At 34.8% G+C, this 22,334-nt stretch carries 17 protein-coding genes and 1 pseudogene; 13 read left to right on the top strand and 5 right to left on the bottom strand.

Annotated elements, in window-relative coordinates; genetic code table 11:
• Together J2772_RS09265 and J2772_RS09260 are read right to left on the bottom strand one after the other, a co-directional pair.
• A pseudogene (locus tag J2772_RS09265) lies at positions 1-578 on the bottom strand (T9SS C-terminal target domain-containing protein); the annotation flags it as partial.
• A 396-nt stretch (positions 579-974) separates the two neighbouring features.
• Positions 975-2,519: an adenosine kinase gene (locus J2772_RS09260; RefSeq protein WP_245365190.1), complete on the bottom strand. Its 1,545-nt coding sequence runs from the start codon at positions 2,517-2,519 to the stop codon at positions 975-977.
• Between the two features lie 848 nt (positions 2,520-3,367).
• On the opposite strand from J2772_RS09260, the gene J2772_RS09255 reads away from it, so the two are divergent.
• From J2772_RS09255 to J2772_RS24285, 3 genes are all read left to right on the top strand, one after another.
• Entirely contained in the window at positions 3,368-6,322 is a 2,955-nt protein-coding gene (locus J2772_RS09255) for a SusC/RagA family TonB-linked outer membrane protein (RefSeq protein ID WP_209915913.1), read from the top strand.
• 8 nt (positions 6,323-6,330) lie between these two features.
• Positions 6,331-7,797: a RagB/SusD family nutrient uptake outer membrane protein gene (locus J2772_RS09250; RefSeq protein ID WP_209915911.1), complete on the top strand. Its 1,467-nt coding sequence runs from the start codon at positions 6,331-6,333 to the stop codon at positions 7,795-7,797.
• Positions 7,798-8,328: 531 nt separating this feature from the next.
• A complete protein-coding gene (locus tag J2772_RS24285; RefSeq protein ID WP_262899061.1) occupies positions 8,329-8,457 on the top strand; it encodes a hypothetical protein in 129 nt (42 codons plus the stop codon).
• A 496-nt stretch (positions 8,458-8,953) separates the two neighbouring features.
• Here J2772_RS24285 and J2772_RS09245 read toward each other — a convergent pair whose 3' ends face one another.
• The gene (locus J2772_RS09245; RefSeq protein WP_209915909.1) at positions 8,954-10,411 is read right to left on the bottom strand and encodes a tetratricopeptide repeat protein; all 1,458 of its coding nucleotides are present in this window, start codon (positions 10,409-10,411) and stop codon (positions 8,954-8,956) included.
• Positions 10,412-11,108: 697 nt separating this feature from the next.
• On the opposite strand from J2772_RS09245, the gene J2772_RS09240 reads away from it, so the two are divergent.
• From J2772_RS09240 to J2772_RS09220, 5 genes are all read left to right on the top strand, one after another.
• Positions 11,109-12,407 carry a hypothetical protein gene (locus J2772_RS09240; protein ID WP_209915907.1) on the top strand — a complete coding sequence of 433 codons (1,299 nt, stop codon included), beginning with the start codon at positions 11,109-11,111 and terminating at the stop codon, positions 12,405-12,407.
• 11 nt (positions 12,408-12,418) lie between these two features.
• Positions 12,419-12,976: a hypothetical protein gene (locus tag J2772_RS09235; RefSeq protein ID WP_209915905.1), complete on the top strand. Its 558-nt coding sequence runs from the start codon at positions 12,419-12,421 to the stop codon at positions 12,974-12,976.
• Positions 12,977-13,276: 300 nt separating this feature from the next.
• The gene (bla, locus tag J2772_RS09230; RefSeq protein ID WP_209915903.1) at positions 13,277-14,167 is read left to right on the top strand and encodes a class A beta-lactamase; all 891 of its coding nucleotides are present in this window, start codon (positions 13,277-13,279) and stop codon (positions 14,165-14,167) included.
• 4 nt (positions 14,168-14,171) lie between these two features.
• Positions 14,172-15,209, top strand: coding sequence for a serine hydrolase domain-containing protein (locus tag J2772_RS09225; protein WP_209915901.1), 1,038 nt, complete (start codon positions 14,172-14,174; stop codon positions 15,207-15,209).
• 259 nt (positions 15,210-15,468) lie between these two features.
• Positions 15,469-15,681 (top strand): hypothetical protein, encoded by a 213-nt coding sequence (locus tag J2772_RS09220; RefSeq protein ID WP_209915900.1) that lies wholly within the window; start codon positions 15,469-15,471, stop codon positions 15,679-15,681.
• Between the two features lie 7 nt (positions 15,682-15,688).
• Here J2772_RS09220 and J2772_RS09215 read toward each other — a convergent pair whose 3' ends face one another.
• Entirely contained in the window at positions 15,689-16,807 is a 1,119-nt protein-coding gene (locus J2772_RS09215; RefSeq protein WP_209915898.1) for an acyltransferase family protein, read from the bottom strand.
• A 186-nt stretch (positions 16,808-16,993) separates the two neighbouring features.
• Here J2772_RS09215 and J2772_RS09210 point away from each other — a divergent pair, with 186 nt between their 5' ends.
• The 5 genes from J2772_RS09210 (at position 16,994) to J2772_RS09190 (ending at position 21,136) form a co-directional block, all read left to right on the top strand.
• Complete coding sequence (locus J2772_RS09210; RefSeq protein WP_209915896.1) at positions 16,994-18,055, top strand: sensor histidine kinase; 1,062 nt, start codon at positions 16,994-16,996, stop codon at positions 18,053-18,055.
• Positions 18,048-18,743 (top strand): LytR/AlgR family response regulator transcription factor, encoded by a 696-nt coding sequence (locus tag J2772_RS09205; protein WP_209915894.1) that lies wholly within the window; start codon positions 18,048-18,050, stop codon positions 18,741-18,743. Before J2772_RS09210 ends, J2772_RS09205 begins: the two co-directional genes overlap by 8 nt.
• 383 nt (positions 18,744-19,126) lie before the next feature.
• A complete protein-coding gene (locus tag J2772_RS09200) occupies positions 19,127-19,678 on the top strand; it encodes a hypothetical protein (protein WP_209915892.1) in 552 nt (183 codons plus the stop codon).
• A gap of 80 nt (positions 19,679-19,758) precedes the next feature.
• The gene (locus J2772_RS09195; RefSeq protein WP_209915890.1) at positions 19,759-20,466 is read left to right on the top strand and encodes an ABC transporter ATP-binding protein; all 708 of its coding nucleotides are present in this window, start codon (positions 19,759-19,761) and stop codon (positions 20,464-20,466) included.
• 232 nt (positions 20,467-20,698) lie between these two features.
• Complete coding sequence (locus J2772_RS09190) at positions 20,699-21,136, top strand: hypothetical protein (RefSeq protein WP_209915887.1); 438 nt, start codon at positions 20,699-20,701, stop codon at positions 21,134-21,136.
• Between the two features lie 160 nt (positions 21,137-21,296).
• Here the strand turns inward: J2772_RS09190 and J2772_RS09185 are convergent, their stop codons facing one another.
• Entirely contained in the window at positions 21,297-22,097 is an 801-nt protein-coding gene (locus J2772_RS09185; RefSeq protein WP_209915885.1) for a patatin-like phospholipase family protein, read from the bottom strand.
• Positions 22,098-22,334: the final 237 nt, after the last annotated feature.

Genomic DNA, 22,334 nt, shown 5'->3' with positions numbered 1-22,334 from the left:
TCCAGTCTGGTGATCCAGACATCTTTAGAACCATAGCCTTGGGATGAGTTTTGTACATTTCCAGCGACAAAAAAGCCCAAGTCTGTACTTTGAATAACTGCTTTGGCTTCTTCATCAGAGGAAGTCCCCAATGTTTTCTGCCATAATTCATCTCCAAATTCGTTGATTCTGATGAGCCAGATATCGGATCCGCCTTTCGAATCCTCTTTCTTATCCAGTCCTTTTCCGGAATAGGACGTTCCGGCTACAAGAAAACCTCCGTCCTGAGTGGTTACCGTTGCAGATAAATAATCATGGTTATTTCCTGAGAAATACTTCTCCCAGGCTTCTTCTCCCTGTTGGTTCAATTTAACTAAATGGAAATCGTAGCCGTTGTTTTGTCTGCTTCCAGCCTCCATCTTCCCGCTTCCTGACTGGATAGAGCTTCCTGTAATGAGATACTGCTGATCTATAGTTGTAGTCACCTGGCTTAGAAAATCCTGAGTAGAGGATTTGATGTCTTTTTGCCAGAGAACTTCCTGGGCAGACAGCCCAAGAATGGTGCATACAGTACATGCACTGAGATAAATCTTTTTCATTCCCGTGTTATTTTTGAGTTTAATAATTAGCTTTTCAAATTTTCACAAATTTAACTTTTTTTCGCTCACACAAGTCATGTTAATGTGATTTAATATGAATTATTTCCAACCATCAGGAAATTTCATTGCGACTCTACGATCCTTCATTGATCCTACAAATCTACTACGGCATTGCGACAGAACCTGTCGCAAAATCAATCTCCTTAATTTTATTTTTAAATAAGATCCCCGAAAACAAAAATAAATAGGTCATCTATTATATTTCTCTTCTATAAATGAGAGGTGTAAAACAAAGTAAGATCAGGGAATTAAAAGCAAATAGCACCATTCGAAAATGATGCTATTTTATATTCATAAGACGACAATTAAAAGACTATCCTCTTTTTTGTCCGGATATTAATTCAGTTCCCGATTGGCTTTCTGAACAAAATCATTCCATTGAGTATTCAGGTATTCTATGGATTGCTTTTTCTCATTGTTATTCAAAGAAGAATAATTGATTGAATTGAAAACCAACTTCTTCAACGCTTTTACATCCAATTCCCAATATACGTAGGCTGTCCAAAAGTCATAACTTAATCCTTCATAACCGTATACAGCTGGATCATCGCTATTAATGGAACATTGTACTCCATTACTAAGCATCACTCTTGCAGGATGATTTCTCAAATCACTCACATACCCCAGAATCTGGTTGCTGATTGGACTTACTTCCACCAATTTGTTCTGTTTTTTAATCAGCTCCATTGATTTGGGGAAGTAAATCAGGTTAAGACCATGGCCAATTCTTTGGTTGTTCAGTAAAGTAATATCCAGTACATTTTTATTGAAAACAGAATTGCTTTCCCCCGCATGAAGGAACAAAGGCATTTCTACTCCTGATTTTTTAGTAATCTCATCGAGTTTCGCCCAGTTTTTCTGGAAAGAATTGATGCTGTTTCCTGCTGCTTCATCAGCAACAAGATCAAAGCCGGAAATCATATCCGGGAATTGCTTCTTTAATTTAAAAGCGATTTCAAGTTGTTTTTCAATCTTTTCTGAATCCAGAAATTTAAAGCTTGAATAAATCAGTTTCAGACTAAACTGAGGGTCTGATTGACGCATTTGCTTCACAATATCCTGTAAATCTGTAATGGATTTTTCCAATGGGTATTTCCCCTGTTGGAAATCATACAATTCATCAAATACATATCTGATCTCAACGTGCTGTACTTTATCTTTAGCCAAGTCCTGAAAGCCTTTCAGATAATATTCTTTAAAGAAAGGACGGTAAGGCAACAGCAGGTTAATGCGTTGGAAACGTTTCTCAAACTCAATCCAATAATCGGTGTAGGAACAAAGATTATCCCTTTTTAAAAGGAGAAGTTCATGCAGTTCCTTTTCAAATCCGGGATCTGAAATCAACTTTTGATTGAGGTTGACAAATCCATTGGGAACTTTTCCACTTTCAAAGAAACCTAACTGACCGAAAATAAATTTATCATTGTCTTTTTGATCGTATACATAGCATTCTTTATATTTTCTAGCTGTTGCAATCAGCCATGTAGCACTGGCCAAACCACCGCTATGCGTGTGCAGCAGCCCTCCTTTAGGCATTGTCTGAATGACTTTAAACAATTTACTGGTTTCTATTAATGGTTTTATTTCATTAAAAGAACGGTTATATAATGGTATATGCTGTTTTTCTGTTTCGGTAAGGAACTGTTTTCTGATCTGGAATAATTTTTTATCCAAGGCAATCTCAGCATCAGATAATTTTACATCTGCATCAAAGGCCATGGCTGCATTTTCTTTCTCCAGCACAGTCCAGTTTTCCTGATAAGTGGATTTTTCAACCACTTTAGTTTGGGCTCCCAACAGAGGAAATCCCAACATTACAATATAGGTAAGGTATTTTCTCATAATAATAGTAACCTGCAACTGACAAAAAGACTTTGCCATTACAGTATTCAAAAATATAATTATTTTTTTTGTAAAAGAGTTTCAATTTGAAAAAAACAAATGATAATCCTTTTAATGACACATTTTTCATCTCCCATCATCCTTCCCTAGCCCCGATAGTAACGGTTACCCCGCAACACGCGTAAGCCTTAGCCTTGGTGTGAGGAGTATGAGTGGATAGCGGGATAAAGCTCCCTACGAAGAAATCGGGCGTAAAATACATAAAAAGTCTACAAAAACAATAGACTTATGGTGTTAAATTTTATTCATCTGTAAAATTGATTTTTTTTTGAATTTTTAAAACATTCATCCAAAAACCACAAACAACTACTATACAAATAGTTAAAGTTATTAAATTAAACAATATACCGTATTTTTCAATAACCCTACTAAAATAGTAGACTAATATGATTTTTCTCATACCCTCTTTTAACAAAGTTTTATGAATTATTAAATAATTTTGACCCAGTTAAAAAAATAAAACTCTATTCTCATGAATAAGAATGACTTTAATTCTTACCCATACACTATCATGGCTGTAGTTTCTGTTCAACATAAATGTTGTACAGGGAAGAGCCTTTCACAGCATAAGATTACTTCTAAGAATATGTGCTTTGAATCTATGATGTGTAAAATGATGATGCCATAAATCCCAAAGAAATATGCACATTATTGTAGGAATTAAAGCCCGTTAAGCTCAAGGCCTATTTAATCCGGGTACACCTCCTCTATTTTAACATTTTCTTTCTTACACCTCCTTACAAAAGGGAGGCAGGGACTTATTTTTTCCTAAACGGGAAGATAAAGCGTAACACACAATTCAATTTTTAAAACCTAAGATTAATATAATGAGAAAAAAACAATGCAAACTGGGTGTATTGGCCGTGCTCTTATTCGCAGAATATGGCTTTGCACAGAAAAAAGACAGTCTTTCTCAGGAGACTGCCATCAAAGAAGTGGTGGTGGTAGCCTTCGGAAAGCAAAAAAAGGAAGAAATTACAGGATCTGTACAGTCGTTAAAGGCTAAAGATCTGGGGAATCTTCAAAACGGAAACGTTCTTCAGGGAATTGGAGGTAAAGTGGCAGGGGTACAGGTGATCTCTTCCGGACAACCGGGTTCCCAACCTACGATAAGAATGAGGGGAATTGGGTCTATTAATGCCTCCAGTGATCCTTTAATTGTATTGGACGGGATTCCTTACAGTGGTGACCTGAACAGTATTTCTTCAGCAGATATTGAGAGTATTTCTTTTCTGGAAGATGCTTCTTCCAACGCTTTATATGGTTCCAGAGGGGCCAATGGGGTCATTATTGTGAATACCAAAAGAGGTAAAAACAAGAAACTGAGTGTTGATCTTGATATAAAAACCGGAGTTAATTTCAGATCTATTGAGGATTATTCCGTGTATACTTCACCACAAGATTATTATACTGCTTACTATAACAGAGGCAGAATTGGGGAAATTGCAAGACAGAAGCAGCCGGGGGCTGTTCCTTCCACGACTACCCCGCATGCTGCAGGGCTTTCCGCTCTGAACGGACTTGGATACAATGTTTATAATGTGCCATTCAGTCAACTAATCGCTCCGGATGGTTCTTTTAACCCTGATGCCAAGCTGCTTTATCAGGATAACTGGAAAAAACTTCTTTTCAGACCTGCTTTAAGAAGAGAAGCTACAGTAGGCATTAATGCCAGTGGTGACCAAGTAAAATCTTATACGTCTTTAAACTATCTGGATGACAAGGGATATCTTATTTCTTCCGGCTTTGAAAGATTCGGGATCAGATCAAATGTGGACTACTCTATCACGCCGAAGTTAAGATTAACCACGGCGCTGTCTTATACTTACAGCAAGCAGAATTTCGGGGAAACGGGCGGATTTTCCAATCCATTTCAGTTTGCCAGAAATATAGCGCCTTTCTATCCGGTTTTCCTTAGAAATGATAATTACCAGCAGCTTTACGACAACCACGGAAATGCTTTATACGATTATGGAGATGGGCAAGGGCCAAACGGAGCTACGAGATCCTATGCGGTTTTTGAAAACCCTGTAGGAAATCTTCAGCAGGATAAATCTCAAAGAGTAAGCAATATCAGCAATATCAATCTTGGCTTAAATTATGAGATTATTAAAGGATTGGATTTCACTTACAATTTTGGAGCTTATCTTGAAAACTTAAGAAGTCTTCAGTTTGGAAATACACTGGGTGGGACTTCTTCATCTGTGGGCGGAACTATTACTCAGGAATCTATATTTAACTACACCCTGAATCATCAGCAGCTGCTTACTTATCAGAAGAAATTGGATAAGCATAGCTTCAATATCCTTGTTGGTCATGAATTGAACAAAACAAAGAATGAAGGGTTTTCCGGAACTAAACAACAGCTTTTACTACCCGAGTCGTGGTCTTTTGATAATGCTGTAAAAATAACAGACCTGTCAGGAAACGGATATGAATATGCGGTAGAAGGCTATTTCTCAAGGTTATTATATAACTATGACGGTAAGTATTTCTTTAATGCGAATGTACGTAGAGACGGTTCTTCAGTCTTCGCTCCGGAAAGCAGATGGGGTACATTTTATGGTTTAGGAGCTGCATGGAATGTTGCTAAAGAAGATTTCCTTAAAGACAACAAAGTAATTAATGCATTGAAGCTGAAAGTGTCTTATGGACAACAGGGAAATGACAACATTTTACTGAATAGCACCACCAGAGATTACTATGCTTATCAGGACATTTATGGAATTAATAATTTTGGGGATGGCAAACCTGTACTTACATTAAAAAAACAAGGAAACAGAGATCTGAAATGGGAAACTTCCAAAAACCTGAATGCCGGTTTTGAACTCTCTCTGCTTAACAATAGAGTAAATTTAAATGCTGATTATTTTGAGAGAAAGGTATCGGATATGATCTATACTCTTCCATTAGCAATATCCAACTCAGGTTCATATGTGAAGTATGGAAATATTGGAGACATGTACAATAAAGGGGTTCAGGCTAATATTAGTGTAGATATTCTTCGAACAGAGGATCTTCAGTGGAATTTCTATGCCAACGCTACTCATTATAAAAACAAGATTACCAAGTTACCGGAGCAACAAAGAGCTACAGGTTTGGTTTCAGGATTGTTTGTTCTTGCTGAAGGTGGAGACCGATATACTTATTATTTAAAAGAGTTTGCCGGAATAAATCCTGAGAATGGAGACGCATTATGGTATAAAAACACGATCAACCCAACCACCCAGCAGGTAGAAAAAACGGTTACCAATAATTATAAGGAAGCGAGTGACTATAATACCGGGAAATCTGCAATTCCTAAGGTATATGGTGGATTTGGAACGGATATAACCTATAAAAGAGTAAACCTATCAGTTAATTTCTCCTATCAGTTCGGCGGATACGGATATGATGATATTTACAGATCCCTATTCCACTCTGATACCTACGGTTCTAACTACACCACTGATCTTGATAAAACATGGACTCCGGAAAACCCAACAGCAGCACTACCTCGTGTAGATCTTACTTCTACCAACCAGAATGGGCATTCCACATTATACTTGGTTAAGTCTGACTATATCAGCCTTCAGGATGTGACATTATCATACCAGTTATCAGACGATTTTGCTAAGCAGATCGGCTTATCAACATTAAAAATCTATGCTACAGGAAACAATCTGTATCTATGGTCTAAACGAAAAGGTTATGATCCGAGAGCTTCATTAACCGGAGTATCCGATGCTTACAAATACTCTTTATTATCCAGTGTTTCACTAGGTTTCAAACTAACATTTTAAAAGAAATTATGAAAACAATAAAATACTTTATATCAGCTTTAGCCGTAGGTCTCATTACGACGGGCTGTGCTAATGATCTCAATACCTTACCTGAGGGAGATATTTCCGGTGAACAACTGAATGAAGATCAGTCAAAACCGGAAAAAATCCTGGGCGGAATTTATCTTGATCTTCGCAGTAATGGTGCTGGGGGGAACATTTCGTCTCACTCTGATTTCGGGATCATGGGGATAAAGGCAGGTGCTGATTTAATGTCCAATGATGTGATACAGGCAAAAAATCAGCATTTGGGAATGTTCTATAATTATGAAGCGACCAATGCCAGTAATATCGCTTCAGAAATTGTATGGACTACTTTTTATGCAAGGATATTCATTATCAATAAACTTCTTAATGATTTAAAGGGGGATGAAAGTCCTAAAAACAAAGCCATTAAAGGGCAATTGCTTGCCTTAAGAGCTTATTCATATTTTCATCTGATCCGTTTTTATGCGAATGATTATAAAGGACATCAGTCGGATCCGGGACTTCCTTTGGTGCTTACCACCGATAATCCCAGCCAGGGACTTCCAAGATCAACGGTAGCTCAGGTATACTCGCAGATTGGTCAGGATATTGAAGAATCTATTGTTCTTTTGGAAAGCTTTGCCCGTCCATCAAGAGCTCAGATCGATCAAAGAACTGCTAAAGCCATTGCTGCTGAGGTATTTCTTCAAACCGGAGACTATGCCAAAGCCGTAAAATATGCTGCAGATGGTAAGCAGGGAATTGCCCTGATGGCGGAAAATGATTATACCACTACAGGGTTTTCCAATATCAGTAATCCTGAAGTGATCTGGGGATACCATAATACAATTTCTACGATGAGTATCGGAAACTATTATGCTTCTTTCTTCTCTATGTTTGATAATACCAATGAAGGATATGCAGGAGCAGCTCAGATTTATAAACTTATTGACAAGCGTTTGTATGAAGCCATTCCGGATACGGATTACCGTAAGAAGGTATTCAACGGAAACCAGCCTGCCAAGTATACCTTTAATGGAAAAACCAAAAACTATCCAGCCTATGTAAGCTGGAAGTTCAAAGATCCAAGCATGTTTGAAGGAGATTATATCTACATCAGAGCTTCTTCCTTATATTATATTGAAGCAGAAGCTTTGGCAAGACAAGGAAGAGAAGCAGAGGCCAAACAGGTATTATTTGAAATTGCCTCCAAAAGAGATAAGGCTTATACCCTATCTACCAAAACAGGTGTAGATCTGATTGATGAAATCATCCTGCAGAAAAGAATTGAACTTTGGGGTGAAGGCTACGCATGGTTTGATATGAAGAGATTAAATACGCCTTTAGAAAGAGTATATACAGGAACCAACCACACCTTTGGAAGATTTAACCTGACACCGGATAAATTTAAATTCCAAATCCCGAATAAAGAGATTAATAATAACCCCCAAATCAAACAGAATGATTAGATAAAAAGCAAAACAATTTTAATATATTTCAAGCAACCATCATTTACAGTAAATGGTGGTTTTTTATATACCAGGACTCTATTCTTCCAACTCCTCTCTCCGTAAGAAACTTATAGTATATACTTAAAAACAAAATGGCACCATTTAATGTAAATGATGCCATTCATACAATTTGATGATCAATAGAATTACGCTTTTCTTCTTATTTATTTTTTTCTGATTCTTTAAATTTTCGTTTCATCAGTCTATTTTCCGGCTTGAGTTTCAAGAATACTTTTCTGCAGTTTTATCAACTCCGGATCTGGAAGGTTTACTTTTTCAGACATTCACAAAACTGCTGCATGATGTATTATCCTTCCTTTCACAAACTGCTCATCTCCCACACCACCCTTTTTCCTAATCCCAACAGTCGTTTAATGGATTTTATACTTTCAATCATAAAGCCTATGAACCCTAAACGTGTATTATTTCTAAAAATTATGTACAAAAAGAATGAATATTTGAATATTTATAAATTTAAAATAAAAAGTCATGAAATACCTCTTTACATCAATTGCCATGGTAATGGTATTGAAATCTTTCTGCCATTTTACAGCAAAAGAATCTGAGAATAGATATGTAAAGGCAGATCCACCGCCTAAAAATACTGGCCAATGGTAATTTAACCCGAGTTCGGGATAAGACATTTCTGTCTTTAGTAAGTAAGGAAGACTGGAGCTGGGAGAGGGAAGTGAGTTGAGGTTAAAAAAAAACACTTACAACCCTGTAATTTATTATTCCTTTAAAAACTGCTTCATCAAATTTTACGGCAACGTCAGAAATTGTAGCTCCGATAGTAACTTCCAGCCTCTCTCTTCCAGCTTCCAGCCTATTATCCTTAATTTTATTATCCCGAACTCAGGTTAATTTATGAATACAATAAGATCATTGCAATAAAAATTTTCATGAACCGCTTAGATTTCGGTTTTACTTTTATCTTAGCCGGATTGGGATATTGGAGTGTAGAAAGGATCAAATATTGAGAGTATATCCTAAAAAAATTCCTTCAAGAGGGTGATTTCTTTTAAGCATTCACTGGTCATATAAAGATCAGCATTTTATGTTCAGAAAGGTTAGTAAAGCCAATCATATATAACTGTATTTTACTATCTGCAGATCAGGAATCCAATCCCTGAAAGAAAGTATATAGATTATGATCACTGGGCACATTTAGTTTTTTGCGGAGTCTGTATTTTTTCTGCTGAGCAGATTTATGCAGAATAGACGTATAGGTAGCAATTTCTTTTGAGCTGAAATTCAGTTTAATCATAGCGCACAGCTGTAAATCAGCTCCTGAAAGATCCTCATTGATATCCAGCAATTTTTCTATAAAGTCCGGATACACCTCCTGAAACCGGGCAAGAAAGGAAGAATCATTTCTTTTAGCCAACATAATAAGGTCACTGAAGCTTTCATTCACCTTATTGGACAGAAGTTCAGTCTGGTTCTTTAAAATATCGGTCTCTTCTATTAATTTACTTTTTTTGTATTTCAGTTTTTTGTATTTCAGAATAAAAATAGTCATCAATAATAGTATAAAAAATGACACCACAATCAACAACTTCAGCTTAAAGCCTTCAACATCGTTCTCTTTTTCAGTCAATAATTTATCAATCAGAAGGTTTATAGTTTCATTTTGATTCTGCGACAGCTTCATTTTGGCATCAAGGTACTTATTTTCATATTCTCTTTCCTTTTCTTTATCCCCCATTCCTCTATAAGCCTCTGCAATAGACTGATAGATAAAGGGAATATTATATACCCGGTTAGTCTTCAGAAAAACATCAAGAGCTTTATGATAAAAATCCTTAGATTCCGGATAGTTTCTCAATTCCCTATAATAATCACCCACAATTCTGTAAACCATTCCTTCCTGGGCATCCAGCAAGGGTTTATCTTTTTTTATAAGTTTAAGAGATTTATCAATATAAAACTTTGTAGAATCAAGCTGTTTTGAATAATACAGATGATGCTTTGCAATTAAACTGTTGATCAACGATGTATTTTCAATTTTCAGAGCTTTGTGAAAATAGATCAGAGATGAATCTGTTCTTTTTATGTCGTACAGAAAATCAGCCCGGTTTGCAAAAACCTTACTCAGAAAATATCTTCTTTCATCCTCTTGTGAGCAGCGCTGTGTGTAGTACAGTGCTTTTGAGTTATATTGCAAGGCACTTTTATACAGCCCGGTCACTTTGCTGAGCTGTCCATATTCTTGATAAAACCTTGCTTTAAGTGCTAATTTTTTTGATTTCTCCAAAATCACTTCTGCCTTTTTCAGAAATACAAATCCTTTTTTATAATTCCCGATTGTCACACATATATTGGATAAATTGATATAGCAAAGAGCTTCTCCATCCTGATAACCATTCTTTTTCGCCTTCTGCAGATATTCCTCATTAAGCAACATACATTTATCATAATTACCGGCAAGACGCAAAGTCTCATTATCACGAAGCAACGGATAATCGAAATTTTTTGTTGATAGATCTGATCCGGTACAACTGTTCAGAAAAATAAAACAAAATATGCTTATAATAAAATAATTATTCTTCAGAGAGTTAATATCTATCATATTATAAATAATTAATTATAAAACCACTTGACAATATATATCATAGGAAAATTTTAACGAAAATAATAAAACAGCTATACCCTTCAGAAAAAACACATCCTACAAATATACTTCAAGTATTTAACAACATAAAAATCAATTCATTAAAAAAACAATTATATCAACACCTACATAATGATTAAAGAATAAATCACACATTTCAGTATATAAAATTAATTAATCACAATCCATAAAATAATGTATTTTTCATATAAAAATATGGAATAAATAATCTTCTCCAACATCTACTTTAAGTAATAGATTACAACAAAAAAAATTAATCTCCCTCTTCATCAATTACAAGATTCACCAGATACAAAATAGTGCAAATCATCTTTTCTATACCCTTTTACAATGAATGAATTCATTTATTATAATTCATTTTCGAAATCATCCCCCCCTTAAATCAAACTTGGGCAGCAAAAAATTACTCAATATTCAAGTATGTTGATACAAACTATAAAGCAATCAAAAACATCATAACTACCAAGTTAATTTATTAAAAAATACAAATCAATAAACCCAACATTACGCGAAGGATTTATGTAGGATGAAAATTATCACGTTATAAAACAAAATGTACCCAAGTAGTATAATGATTTTTGGACAATCTGGTTCAGATATTTAAAATTGCAGAAAAATAATGCAACTACTGTAAATGAAATCAAAAGTTAAATTAACAAGAAAGCTGATGACAATATTCATTAGCTTATTTTATTGTATCCTCAATAGTCAAGTTGGTATAAATACACCTTCTCCTAATCCCAATTCAATATTAGATATTGTGTCCTCCAATAAAGGTGTTTTACTTCCCAGACTTACAACCAATGAAAGGGACAATATTGTATCGATTGGAGCAGCTGAAACTGGATTAACTATATTTAATACCAGTACTAAGTGTTACAACATATGGAACGGTACATTATGGTATGATACCTGTGGAAATACTGATGGGAAAAGTAACTTCAGTATTAATTGCAATACAGCTTCCTTATCTTCCGATCTCGTTGTTGGAGAGCCTGCAAACTCTGTTATTACTTTGGAAATAAATGCTTCTTCCACTGGAACATGGAGCATACAAAGTAATACTGTTTCTGGGGTGAGTTATTCCGGTTCAGGAATAATTACAGCTGCAGGCCCCCAATTAATAAGATTGACAGCTACGGGAACACCAACACAGCCCAACAATAATGCTCTTTTTACTTTCAATGATACCCAAACACCTTCTTCCACTTGCTCTGTCAGCGTAAAAATCATTGAACGCTCTACAAAAACGTATACAGTCATGAGTCTTCTTCCAGAGTATTGGAATTCTGCACTTGGTTCAACAAATAGTTCATTCACAACTAATCTACGAGCTGCTTTAGCGTCTAATTTTTCTCCAAGCGGTACAATAAAAATTGCAGGATTCAATTTTACACAAGGTACTTCTACTGAAAGTCTGGCTAGTTTTATCAGTAAACTGAATTCTGCAGATATTTTATGGTGTGGATGGCCATCCACTAATGATTGGCGTTTAAATAATGATAAAATACAAGCCATTAAAGCCTGGATTGACAATAAAAAAGGTATTGCTATTTTTCATGCAGACGATAATGAGCACGCAATTTTTGCAAATATGTTAGGATTTGCTACACCATACTATGGAAATCAAGCTGGCACATTTACTAATCAAAATGAAATTCCCCTCAATGGTAGCTTTGGTGATTTGAGATCATTAGGATTTCCTTCTGCAAGTTCTGGCGCCAATCAATCAGCAGTTTTGGGTGGAGGAAAGATTCTTGCTACAGGAACAGGGGCCAACAGTAATGTATCTTTGATTATAATGAAAGACAATAGCATTGTATTAGGAAATATAGATTGGGCTGGAAACTCAACTTTAACTGCATCTAATATATTTGGAAAGTTATATATGAACATCTTCGAGTGGGCTATTAAAAAAGGACCTATAAAATAAAATGTATCTATATGAAAAAATTTTTATTAATATTTAGCATTATAGGGATTGTATTCTTAAAAGGACAAATAGGCATTGGTGTAAGTTCTCCTAATACAAAATCGATACTTGACATTGAATCTAAAAATAAAGGAGTATTATTCCCGCTGATAAATAACGTGACTAGAAATTCAATGAATTTAGGAAATTCTGAAAGCAGCATGTGGATTATGAATACAGATACTAAACGAGTCAATTTCTGGAACGGAGAGCAGTGGAAAACATTTCAAAGCATAAAGTCTGCTGTTTTTACGATCAACTGCTCTACTGTTAGGGATTTTTCTTTTTTAAATGTTAATCAACCCGCTTCGGGATATATCCAAATTACACTGAATGTAACAGAGCCGGGTAGTGTAAGTTTACAAACAGGCACACAAAATGGGATAAGGTTCATAGGAGCACAAAGTGTAAACTCTGGAAATGTAGAATTTACTCTGGAAGCAGTTGGAACTCCTTCTGCTTCAGGAAATTCAAATTTCACACTGACAAATGGTGGAACATCATGTACATTTCCAGTCACAATACACTAGAACAGTAGTATATACTTAGAGCTTGTGAATACATAATCTCCAAGGCAAAGCTCCGAGGAATTCTTTAGATTCAATTTTATTCTCATAAAAAACCTCCGTTAAAAACGGAGGTTTTTTACTCAAATGTCTCACTGGCATTGATACTCCAAAAGCATAATAATCTTGTTATCCAAAACGTCATACAGATGAGAATACATGAAATATTCATTCATCAATAAAAATACTGATTCCTGACCAAAAGCAATACTGAAAATACATATATTTGGTACTAAGAAACCAATCAAAACAACCCTGTTCAGCATGAGGAAAGAAACTATTTTCACACTATTCCTACTTTTTTTAAGTTTGCCGCTTTTCTCACAAACGAAAATATATCCGGACTTAACAAAAACACTTCAATCTATTATTTCAAATAAGAAATCCGACATAGGAATTTCAATTATAGGACCTTATAAAAAGAAAATCACTCAAATCAATGGCAATAAGCTTTATCCCATGCTCAGCACTGTAAAGTTTCCTATCGCTTTAACGGTTCTGCATAAAATAGAAAAAGGAGAGCTTTCTTTACAGCAAAAACTATTCATCAAAAAAGAGGAACTTTTAGAAGATACATGGAGTCCCTTCAAAAAAGAACATCCTGAAGGTAATATTGAGATCAGTCTGGAGGAAGCAATGAAATGGATGGTTTCCTACAGTGATAATAACCTGACGGATATTCTGCTGAGACTGATCGGCGGCCCTGAATCCGTTCAAAAGTTCATCAACAATAAAAGTGTTATCATTCAAAATAATGAAGAGGACATGCATAAAGACTGGCAATCTCAGTTTGTGAATAAAATAACTCCCAATGAAGCCATCAAATTGCTTGAAGCATTCTACACCCGGAAAATACTGAATAAAGAACATACAAAATGGCTCTATACAGCCATGCTGAATAATGCTACCGGAATCAAAAGACTTAAAGGCAAGCTCCCCAAAGATGTTAAAGTTGCCCATCGTACCGGAACCTCATTCACCAATAAAGCAGGAATGACAGGAGCTGTTAACGATTATGGAATTATCGAACTTTCAGATAAAAAAAGAATATACATTGCTGTTTTTGTACATGACACCTATGAAACAGTTGACAACTCAGAAGCCATCATCGCAGATATTGCCAAAGCAACATATGACTACTATAACAAGAAATAAATCCATGACCAAGACAAAACTATCTTTTACACTGGCAATTACCGTATTGCTGTCTGTTGCTTTAAAAGCACAGAAAAACAATTTTTATTTAAAAAAAATTGACAGTATCATGACGACTTCTACCCCTCTGAAGTTCAACGGAGTGGTTTTGGTCTCACAAAATGGAAAAGTAAAATTCCTAAAAGCTAATGGATATAAGAATTTCGAAAAAAAAGTTACTCTAAAAACCGACGATCAGTTTGAAGTGATGTCGAACTCAAAGCAGATTACTGCTGTTTTGATCTTACAGGCTGCTGAACAGGGGAAACTTGATCTTCAGACTCCGATAAAAAAATATCTTCCTTCACTTACTCAATCCTGGTCGGATACCGTAACCATACACAATCTTCTGAACCACACCCATGGTATTGTAGATATAGAAAAACCTGTTGCTTTTAAAGCCGGATCACAGTTCAAATATGGGAATCTATCCTATATGCTCCTGGGAGAAATTCTTCAAAATACAACCGGCAAAACCTTCACAGAACTCGCCAACTCTCTTTTCAAAAAGCTAAAGATGGAGAAAACGTTTATTTATAACAGTAAAAATAATCAGGCTCTAGTTCCTGGTTATAGAAGTGAGCATAACCAATTCGAAAAAGTGGAAAGTTCATTTTTAAATGATGGTATAGCTTCTGCAGCTGGAGTTGTTTCTACTGTGGAGGATCTTGCAAAGTGGGACCAGGCATTGTTTAAAGGGAAACTTCTTTCTCCTAAGTATCAAAAGTTGATCCTGACACCGTCTACATCTTCCCAACATAATGTTTTTGGCAAGGAAAATATGGGATTCGGGTATAATATAAGATTCATCAAGGAATCTGGGCTTGATTATTATGCAGTAACAGGTCTTGGTGATGGCTTTACATGCCTTAATGCGTATTTCCCATCTACAGACACAAGTCTGATCATTCTTGAAAACCAAATGCCTAAAAACAGTGAATATTGGAGTTTTCAGGAAGCTGCCATCAAAAATATAGTATTGAAAAACATTACTTTCAAATAGTTCTTTTCCTATACAACTGAAATGTATAAAGGTAGCCTGTATTTCTGAGAGCTACCTTTTTGTTTTTCTCTCGCTGATCTTGGATATTAAGCCCTTTTTTTTACACAAACATCTGCTTATTCAGTGATCTCTATAGGATATTTTATTGGAGTACACGGGGGCTCGAAGATTGTAGAATGAATTCAAACTATCAATGTTGTTTCATTTACAAAAATATTTCTACTTCCTTTTCGTATCTTTTCAAAATATAGTGATACAAATGGGAATATCCTTCATTATTTTTATAGTAATTGCCCTGATTGTTTTCTTTATTTCCAGATTAAAGATCTCAAAGCTTCAAAAAGTTGTATGGTCTGTATTGACTATCATCATTGTCTTCTCCTTAATCATTTATTGGTTTATTCAAGGATTTGAAAGAGGAAGAGACAGGCTTGCTCTACCAGATGAAGAACTCAACCAACCTATAAAGTAAAAGGTATTTATTTCCTAGGCTTTAAAATTTTGTCTTTAATCCATGCAAAAGGCTTTTCAATTAAAATCCTGTATACCAAAGCTATTATAAGACATCCCATTAAACAAAATATCAAACATACGGTATCTGAAGTTTCGAGATCAAATCGTTCAAAAAGAGTCTGGACAATATGAATAATTCCTTTGTGGGAAAGATAAACAGCATAAGACAAAGCTGCCAGCTCAGCCGTAATATAGGATTTACTCTTTGAAAGGAACGATGATGCTGAAACAGCAGATAAAACAATAAAACCATAACTTATTGCCACCAGAGTAAACCCAAATACAGATGCTGCCTCTGAAGCCTGTTCATTACAAACCCAGAATGAAATACTCAATAAGAGTGTCCCCACCAGAAAAATCCTGTTTCCGTTGCGATGAACCATACTTTTAAAGCCTGAAGAATATTGCATGCAATAACTGATAAGAACTCCTATTCCCAAACCATCTAATCTTGTATAGGTTGGATAATATATTTTCATATACCATGAACGCCAGAATTCCAGAGAATTATGATCTATTCCTGCCACAGATATATTCCAGATTACAAGTCTTATGATTAGAGAAAACATAATGAAAAAGATAATCAAAACAGCAAAGTATTTAAATAGTTTTGAAGACATCACAACCAAAAGAAACAAAGGAAGGATAAGGTAAAACTGCTCTTCAATACACAAAGACCACGCATGAGAAAATGTTCCCTGATTGATCACATCCAATCCGTAATTCTGAGTGAATGTAACAAATTTCCACAAAGGAGGTAACGCTTCCCGCTCCCGGAAAAATGGAATAGTAAAGTACAGAAAGAGAGTAAAAAGATAAGTAGGAATAATTCTGAAAAAACGCTTGATATAAAATGTCTTTACATCTATTGTCCATTTACTTTCCCTCTCTTTAAAGAGCTGTCCTGAAATCAGGAAACCACTTAGTACAAAGAAAAGATCAACTCCCGTCCAGCCAAATTTTCCTATAACATCTATCCATTCAGGATGTTTAAATGCCCTGTAATGAAAAAGTAAAACCAGTACAATGGCCAATGTTCTTAGATGATCCAATCCATAAAGTCTTTCTGAACGCTCTGTAATCATATTTTTTTAATGCAAATTTTATCAAAAACAGGAGTCCTTTTAAACAGAAAGTTCAGAAAACAGGAATTCTGATGCCAATGGTAAAATATGCAGTCCAAACATTAAATGTCGCTATTTATCCTTATTGTATAAGATTTCACATTACATTGATCAGCTGTATCTTAAGATTTTTTATTTTTGAGGATCATGAGAATCGGAGCATCCACCTATAGTCGACAAAATATATACTTCCAGCTGTTTTTCTGGATCGCCTTATTTTTGTTTGGAATCGCAAAGACGTACGACGACCACAATGGCGGAATCTTTAAACAGTTGGTAATCTATAACTTTTGTCACTGGATTTTTCAGATTCTGGGAGCTAATTTTATTTATTATTTTCTCATCCGTTATTTTTTTGACCGAAAAAAATATGTTGAATTTTCAATCTATCTCATTCTAAGTTTGTACATTATTTCCGTAGCCAACAGGATCTTTATTGTTGATATTGCTGAACCTCTTTTTATCAATGAATTCAAAGACAGCCTGATCAGCATTTTAACTGATATCCGTTATCTTTTACTTCATTATACTTTTCCCATTATCAGTGGGGCTTTTATCTTCATTTCGATGATGTTTTTCATGCGATATAAGGATGAAAAAGAAAATGCCATACAACTCCAAAAAGAGAAAACCGAGATTGAACTGAAATCCCTCAAAGCTCAGCTTAATCCTCATTTTCTATTTAATACCTTGAATAATATTTACTCACTTTCCATCAGTAATTCAGATAGAACCTCCCAATCCATCAGCCAGTTATCGGCTATTTTAGATTATATTCTATACAAAGGGCAGAAAAAATGGGTGGCTGTTGCTGATGAACTCTCCATTATTGATGATTATATTGCCCTAGAGAGCCTGCGCTATTCCAATGAGAGATTAAAAATAACCAAGAAGATCGTATTCATTTCTGCTAATTCTGTTCCTCCATTACTGTACCTTACTCTTGTGGAAAATGCATTTAAACATGGAGCTGGAAAGAGTTCAGAGCGAACAGAAATAAAAATAGAAGTTGAAACCAATGAAAGACACTCCGTTTTCAGAATTGAAAATACTTATAGTGATATTTCAGATCATAATGAAAAAGGAATCGGGCTTCAGAATATTAAGCAACAGCTGGAATATCATTATCATGAACATTTTACCTTCCATATCTCCACGGAAAACAATATTTTTAACGTTGAAATAATCACTCCTTCACAATATGATTAGCTGTATCATTGTAGATGACGAGCCTTTAGCGGCAACCTTACTGGAAAATCATATTTCCAAAATCGATCATTTAAAACTGGCAGGTAAAGCAGAAAATGCTCTTGAAGCTTATAAACTCCTTCAACATCAGACTGTGGATTTAATATTTCTTGACATTCAGATGCCTCATCTCAGCGGAATTGATTTTTTAAAATCACTTTCTCAAAAGCCCAAAACCATTTTTACAACTGCCTACCGAGAATTTGCCATTGAAGGCTTTGAACTAGAAGCTGTGGATTATCTTTTGAAACCCATCACTTTTGAGCGTTTTTTCAAATCTGTAGAACGCATATTGAGGAATATTGGTGATTCAAAAAACGATTTTATCATTCTTAAAACAGAAGGAATGCATCGGAAGCTGTCTCTGACAGACATCATCTATATTGAAAGTCAGGGAAATGATATCAAAATAACTTTATCTACCAACGAAAAATTTATTTCAAAAAGTAAAATTACAGATCTGGAATTGCTTTTAGCCTCAAAAGGTTTTATAAGAGTTCATAGGTCGTTTATCATCAATACTGCATTCGTTACAGCTTTCAACAATAATGAAATTCATCTCAGAGCCTATGAGATTCCCGTGGGGAGAAGCTACAAACAGGAGTTTGATCATTTTATATCCACGTTCTCAAAAAACAGGCTTTTATAACTGTTTATTAATACCTTATGGATTGATTCTTTAAACATTCTTTTCACATTTCCACTTGCAAGTTATCATTTTAACATTTATTTTAAATATTTTTTGAAAACACATCTTCATATTAATTATCTTCATACTGTTTTTCAACATATTACACAATTTTACATCCCTAAATTCATCATAAACATAAGTGGAGATATTTTCCATAACAAAGAAATAAAAAGCTGTTTTACAGGCTCTTACATACAATAAAAACAACCTTTCCCTATCTGTCCATTTCTCATAGATATTAAAAAAAAGTATTATTTTTGCTAGAACGAATAAAATTGCTTTTTAGCCGTTTTATTTGTAAGTTTATGTGCACCAATTTATAAAACATTAAAATTCATTCCATGAGAAAAATAATTCTACTTATTACATGTATGTTCGGTATTTCAGTTTTCTCTCAGATTAAAGTGTTGAAAAATGAAAGTTTGGTGGAAATCGGCAAAGACAATTCTGTTGGTTTATATAAAAAAGAAGACAAGTATACTGTCAATTACCAGGATCTGAATACCAGCAATCTGAATACAATCCGAGCTTTTTCATTCCAAAATCTGAACGGAGACGTTTCAGGACTCTATAAACTCATTATGGACGGCTTTATCTCTGCTCCCGAAGAGAATATTGTATTAGAACTTCCTAATGATATCATCGAACTTCATTATGAAAAAAACTATGGCCAACCGACCGTACAGTTTATCCAATACATCAATAAGAACAGAAAATATGTGGGGAAATCACAGTTTTTAACTCAAAAACAGGTTGATAAAGTATTTGGAAGAACAAACGGTAAGTATGCCATGTATGACAAAGCATCCGGTATCAATCAGGATGTCATTAAAAAAGGAGGTGCAAGTAACGCTACTTCGGCTTACGGAACTAAGAAAAAAGCAAAAAAATAATTATAATTTATAAATATTGCGAAACTCATTCCATCGAATGAGTTTTTTTATTTTATTTTTGCAGAAAGACATTAAAAATTATGCCGCTTCAGATAAACAATTTAACTAAAAAGTTTGGTGAACAGACTGCCTTAAACAATATCAATATTTCTATTGATAAAAATGAGATCATCGGCCTTTTAGGACCCAATGGTGCTGGAAAATCTACCCTGATGAAATCGATTGTAGGAGCACTGAAAATTGATGAAGGAGAAATTATTTTTAATGGTCTGAATATTTCCCAACACGAAATTGAAAGTAAGAAAAAGATAGGTTTTCTACCGGAAAACAACCCGCTTTATCTGGAAATGTACGTGAAGGAATACCTTCTATTTGTAGCCAACATCCACAAAATTTCAGAATCCAGAGTTGATGAAGTTATTGAACTGATAGGAATTACCCCGGAAAAATCAAAAAGAATCAGCCAGCTTTCCAAAGGATATAAACAACGTGTAGGATTGGCTCAGGCTATTATCCACCAACCGGATTTATTAATTCTGGATGAACCTACGAACGGACTGGATCCTAACCAGATTCTGGAAATAAGAAACGTGGTAAAAGAAATTGGGCAGCAGAAAACAGTTTTACTTTCTACACACATCATGCAGGAAGTGGAAGCACTTTGTTCAAGGGTTATTCTTATTCATCAAGGAAATATCCTTCAGGATTGCCCTATTGATGAATTTAAAGGAAAATTTGACAGTCTGGAAGAGGCTTTCGCAAGTTATACTGCTGTTCAAAAAAACTAAGATTTTGCTTGATATTGATTACATTCAAATCTTGAAAAACTTTAAAATATAAGTATTGAGATTCCTACGGAATGACAAATCTGGTAAGTAAAAATAAGTTTTGTCATTCCGTAGGAATCTCAGTCTTTTTAAAATAATATATTGGAAAATTCTATTCTTCATTGAGATGTAAGCACAAATAATGGCTTCATATTTGATGGAGTTTGAACTATTAACCAATAACCATAACAATATGATTAAGTACTTTCTATTAGGAGCTTTCTCTTTAGCTCAATTCTCATTTGTTTCCGCTAAAGAAACTCCTGAATTTTCAAAAAGCACTACCATTACCTCTAATACTTCTCAACAGGTTCCTAAAACCGTGATTATTAAAACTAAGAAATTTAAGATCAGAATTGATAAGCAGCCTAATGGTAAATACCTGTACCAATCGTGGAATGCCAATGCAAAAATTACGGCTAAGCCAAGCATGATAATAAGTGACGGAGAACTGATTCCTGATGGCAGCGGAGGTAATTATTACTTTAATTTCAATAATGATGGTCACAGCTATCAGGTATGGAGAAACTATCTTACCAACTCTTCGAAAAAAGCGCCTTATACTCTTGTTGTTTATGACTCTAATGACCAGGAGATCGTACGTCAGGACGCACAGGTAGTTAAAAATTAATATAAATTAAGTTCCTGCAGGAAGCTGGAAGAGAGAAGTTGGAAATTTTTATACTATTAATTTCCGGAAGTTAATCATCTAAATTTTGCTTTAAGTTGAATTTCAGTTGTTTTAAGCTACAAACCACTCTCTTCCAGACTCCTGCTTTTTATGATGGAAATTATGTTCCGGATTGTCTTAATTCTGTAAGAAAACGGCTGCCTCCATAGCTTTCTTTAGCCGCCTCATAGCCAATATCAAAAATTTGTTCCAAACGGTCTTTTCCACGTTCAAAAGTTCCGTAAGTAGATAGTTTTTGAGAAGAAATAAACCAATCACAGTACTCAAATTTCACTTTCTCTATTCTATAGGATAGAAGATCGTAAGAACGGGAAACAATGGCTTTAATAGAGTTAAGATCTTTAATTTTAGCATCGTTGGGTGGTGAAACAAATACTCCAATCAGTTTATCACAGTCGTCTCTGATGATATCTGCCGGGAAATTGTTCAGCACTCCCCCATCACAATACATTTCATCTCCGATAATATAAGGAGTGGTAATTCCCGGAATAGAGCAAGAAGCAATAATAGCATCTACTACTTCAAAATCTTTATCAAAAATCTTCTGGGTTCCGGTAACCAATTCTGTTGCCACAATCTTCACTTCAATATCCAAATCCTCCAATTTCATTTCATGAAAAATAGGTTTAAGATAATTCCTGAAAATAACTGAAGAAACCAATCCCGGCTGGTTGAATGCAAAATGCTTCCAGTTAAAAAAATAAACGGAATTGAAAAATTCCATAATTTCCTCAGGAGTCTTTCCTATGGCATGAAGGCATCCTACAATAGACCCCGCACTACAGCAGGAAAGAATGTCTATTTTGATATCTTTTTCCTTCAAGAATTTCAATACTCCCGCATGAGCGATTCCTTTGGTACCACCGCCTGACAAAACAAGTCCAACTTTCTCAAAATTCATTGAATAAATGTAAGAAAAGAGCTTGATATAATCAGATTATTTTTTATAAATATGATTATTTTAAAATTATTTTAACACAAAACAATAAAATTCTATCATAAAACATGTACACTAAAGGAAATATGGATTAAATAATAAACCTAACAGGTTTCAGAAACCTGTTAGGTTTTAGCTAACATTATATTGCTCAGTTTCTTTTAAAAAACTATATAATTTTATATCTTCAACAAAAAAGCC

Source organism: Chryseobacterium jejuense (assembly GCF_017877355.1).
GTDB lineage: Bacteria > Bacteroidota > Bacteroidia > Flavobacteriales > Weeksellaceae > Chryseobacterium > Chryseobacterium jejuense_A.
Note: the sequence above shows the minus strand (reverse complement) of the source record. Positions and strands in the feature narration are given on the sequence as shown.

Excerpts from the sequence above, each read along its gene's own strand:
- bla (WP_209915903.1), top strand. The coding sequence starts at position 13,277 with ATGAGGAAAGAAACTATTTTCACACTATTCCTACTTTTTTTAAGTTTG.
- J2772_RS09255 (WP_209915913.1), top strand. The coding sequence starts at position 3,368 with ATGAGAAAAAAACAATGCAAACTGGGTGTATTGGCCGTGCTCTTATTC.
- J2772_RS09240 (WP_209915907.1), top strand. The coding sequence starts at position 11,109 with ATGAAATCAAAAGTTAAATTAACAAGAAAGCTGATGACAATATTCATT.
- J2772_RS09250 (WP_209915911.1), top strand. The coding sequence starts at position 6,331 with ATGAAAACAATAAAATACTTTATATCAGCTTTAGCCGTAGGTCTCATT.
- J2772_RS09260 (WP_245365190.1), bottom strand. The coding sequence starts at position 2,519 with ATGGCAAAGTCTTTTTGTCAGTTGCAGGTTACTATTATTATGAGAAAA.
- J2772_RS09195 (WP_209915890.1), top strand. The coding sequence starts at position 19,759 with ATGCCGCTTCAGATAAACAATTTAACTAAAAAGTTTGGTGAACAGACT.
- J2772_RS09245 (WP_209915909.1), bottom strand. The coding sequence starts at position 10,411 with ATGATAGATATTAACTCTCTGAAGAATAATTATTTTATTATAAGCATA.
- J2772_RS09185 (WP_209915885.1), bottom strand. The coding sequence starts at position 22,097 with ATGAATTTTGAGAAAGTTGGACTTGTTTTGTCAGGCGGTGGTACCAAA.
- J2772_RS09210 (WP_209915896.1), top strand. The coding sequence starts at position 16,994 with ATGAGAATCGGAGCATCCACCTATAGTCGACAAAATATATACTTCCAG.
- J2772_RS09235 (WP_209915905.1), top strand. The coding sequence starts at position 12,419 with ATGAAAAAATTTTTATTAATATTTAGCATTATAGGGATTGTATTCTTA.
- J2772_RS09200 (WP_209915892.1), top strand. The coding sequence starts at position 19,127 with ATGAGAAAAATAATTCTACTTATTACATGTATGTTCGGTATTTCAGTT.
- J2772_RS09205 (WP_209915894.1), top strand. The coding sequence starts at position 18,048 with ATGATTAGCTGTATCATTGTAGATGACGAGCCTTTAGCGGCAACCTTA.
- J2772_RS09220 (WP_209915900.1), top strand. The coding sequence starts at position 15,469 with ATGGGAATATCCTTCATTATTTTTATAGTAATTGCCCTGATTGTTTTC.
- J2772_RS09190 (WP_209915887.1), top strand. The coding sequence starts at position 20,699 with ATGATTAAGTACTTTCTATTAGGAGCTTTCTCTTTAGCTCAATTCTCA.
- J2772_RS09215 (WP_209915898.1), bottom strand. The coding sequence starts at position 16,807 with ATGATTACAGAGCGTTCAGAAAGACTTTATGGATTGGATCATCTAAGA.
- J2772_RS24285 (WP_262899061.1), top strand. The coding sequence starts at position 8,329 with ATGAAATACCTCTTTACATCAATTGCCATGGTAATGGTATTGAAATCT.
- J2772_RS09225 (WP_209915901.1), top strand. The coding sequence starts at position 14,172 with ATGACCAAGACAAAACTATCTTTTACACTGGCAATTACCGTATTGCTG.